General features: G+C 39.8%; 1 protein-coding gene. It reads right to left on the bottom strand.

Annotated elements, in window-relative coordinates; all coding sequences use genetic code 11:
* Nucleotides 1–445: 445 nt before the first annotated feature.
* A complete protein-coding gene (locus tag ACE1AQ_RS14975; RefSeq protein ID WP_110545543.1) occupies nucleotides 446–1,966 on the bottom strand; it encodes a class I SAM-dependent methyltransferase in 1,521 nt (506 codons plus the stop codon).
* Nucleotides 1,967–2,183 lie beyond the last annotated feature (217 nt).

The raw sequence follows: 2,183 nt of genomic DNA, 5'->3' as shown, positions 1-2,183 counted from the left end.
AGTTTTTAATAACCAGATTTAGTATCAGGAGTCAGTAGCCAGTCGTCGGTCGTTTCAGGCTTTGTTGCCCTGCTTTTTGTACCAATTTGTGGACTAAAAGAAGAATAATGCAAGGTTTTTGAATGTCCCAATCCTATTTTCTTGCACTAACATCAGATTTTAACAGGTCAAAAGCCTTATTTTCAAAGGGTTTTACCATTATTCAGCAAGCACTAAGTAGTAAAACGTAACAGCCAAAATTACTGCTTTGACTTGAAAGTAACAATCCGTCGTAACGCACCACCTATCTAAGTAGCCGATTACAATGAGATTACTTACTTAAGTAGGTGGGTGGAATTAAATATAAAATAAACGTAGGTTGGGTTGAAGCATGAAACCCAACGCCCGCATGGGTTACGCTACCGCTAACCCATCCTACAAATAATTGTGCCTACCTACTTAGTATTTACTCAATACCTAGTTTTTGCAATGTTAGTAAACGTTCTTGACTAAACTCCTCGTACACTGTTTTCAGATGAGCAATATTTTCCTCCTCTGTTTCCAAAGGTTTCCCGTCCTTAACCACTTTTTTGCCTTGACTTGCCAAATTTTGCCAAACAAATTCTACGGCATCTTGGTTATAGGATTTAGCCAAGAGGAATAATTGTTCTAAACGATTGACCACTACTCCAGTCCCAATCAAAGGAGAAGCTAAAAAGCTTAACTCCTCACTATAGACTGCTTTCGCTTTCACTGCATTATTAAAAGCATCAGTAGATGGTTTCCGTTGTTGGCAAGTTTGCTCATCCACAGCAGGATGAATATAGCCAATACCAGTTAAAATCATCAGAGCTTGGTAAAGACCATTTAAGTTAATATTTGAGGTTTTGGGGTGATTTTTTAGTTGCAGTAAAGTTTGGGGAGATTCCGCCAAAACCTGACAAATTGGCTGATAAACTGTCTCCTGTAACTTAACTTCTCCCACGGGAAACTGATGCTCGAACTTGATAATTGCGGGATTAACAATCAGAGCAAACCGAGTTTCTTCTAGTTGTTTAACCTGTTCTTGGTTGGTTAAACCTAAGGAGCCTCGACTAAAAATATCACGGCGGAATTGGCTATTAACAAAGAAATCTCGCACCACTTCCCGATAGATTGGGTCGCTGATTTTGGCTAATTTTTCTTGGGCAACTGGGGAGAGATTGACTGTATCAATATGGTCATTAATATGAGCGGAACCCACATATTTAAGTTTAGCATCCTCTAATTCTTTCGCCACTTCATCGAAGTAAAAAGAATTCCATTCCTGATTGAAATACTCGTGAGCTAAATAATAACGATTTTGTTCCTTTAGGCGCTCGTAACGATTTTTTAAAATTGGATTTTGGGCAAAATAACTAGCATTAGCTTCTAATAATTCTCCTGTAAAATTAAGTGCCTGTTCAATGCGGGTTAAAATTGACTCGGAACTGTGTTGACCATGACGCAACATCAAAGCCTGCATCGGCATTGCCGCCGACCAACCCGGAAGAGCATTATAGGAGATATAAACTAATCCCCCCACCTTGAGATTGCGGCGAATAAAATTAACTATTGCTTGGCGATTTCTGGCACTAATCCAGCTATAAATTCCGTGCAAGCTGATGAAGTCAAATTGAGGTAAATCTCGCTCTAAAAATTCCTCAAAGCTATCATCAAAGAAAAGAATATTCTTCATCCCCGCCTTGGCGGCTAAATCTCTAGCCGTGGCGATATGGCTAGGATTGAAATCATTGGCATAAAATTGGGACTGGGGATAGGTAGCCGCTAAAATATTCGTGGTAAAACCCTGACCACAGGCCAATTCACAATAGGTAAATTCTTGGCTAGAATCGGGGGGTTGAATGGATTTAATCAGAGTGGCTAAACCTAATTTTAGGGGACTTAACTCGCCGTAAAAACCGCTAGTGTAGTTAACTTCCGATACATATCCTTCTGTCCAACTCATAGATTTTCCTCAAATATAATGACAAGTCATAAAATTAAGACTTGATTATACAGGAAAAGAGCCATGTCCCCTAGATTGGCTCTTTTGGATTTGGTGGGTAAAATGTATTCTGAGATACAGTCCTGCTGGCGAGGGAGTGGAGGGAACCACTCCAGACACAGAGGACACAAAGATCGATCCTATGTAAGTTAAACTTATCACACAGAACCTAGAAGAG

It is taken from the genome of Microcystis sp. BLCC-F209 (assembly GCF_041928595.1).
GTDB lineage: Bacteria > Cyanobacteriota > Cyanobacteriia > Cyanobacteriales > Microcystaceae > Microcystis.
Note: the sequence above shows the minus strand (reverse complement) of the source record. Positions and strands in the feature narration are given on the sequence as shown.

Excerpts from the sequence above, each read along its gene's own strand:
- ACE1AQ_RS14975 (WP_110545543.1), bottom strand. The coding sequence starts at position 1,966 with ATGAGTTGGACAGAAGGATATGTATCGGAAGTTAACTACACTAGCGGT.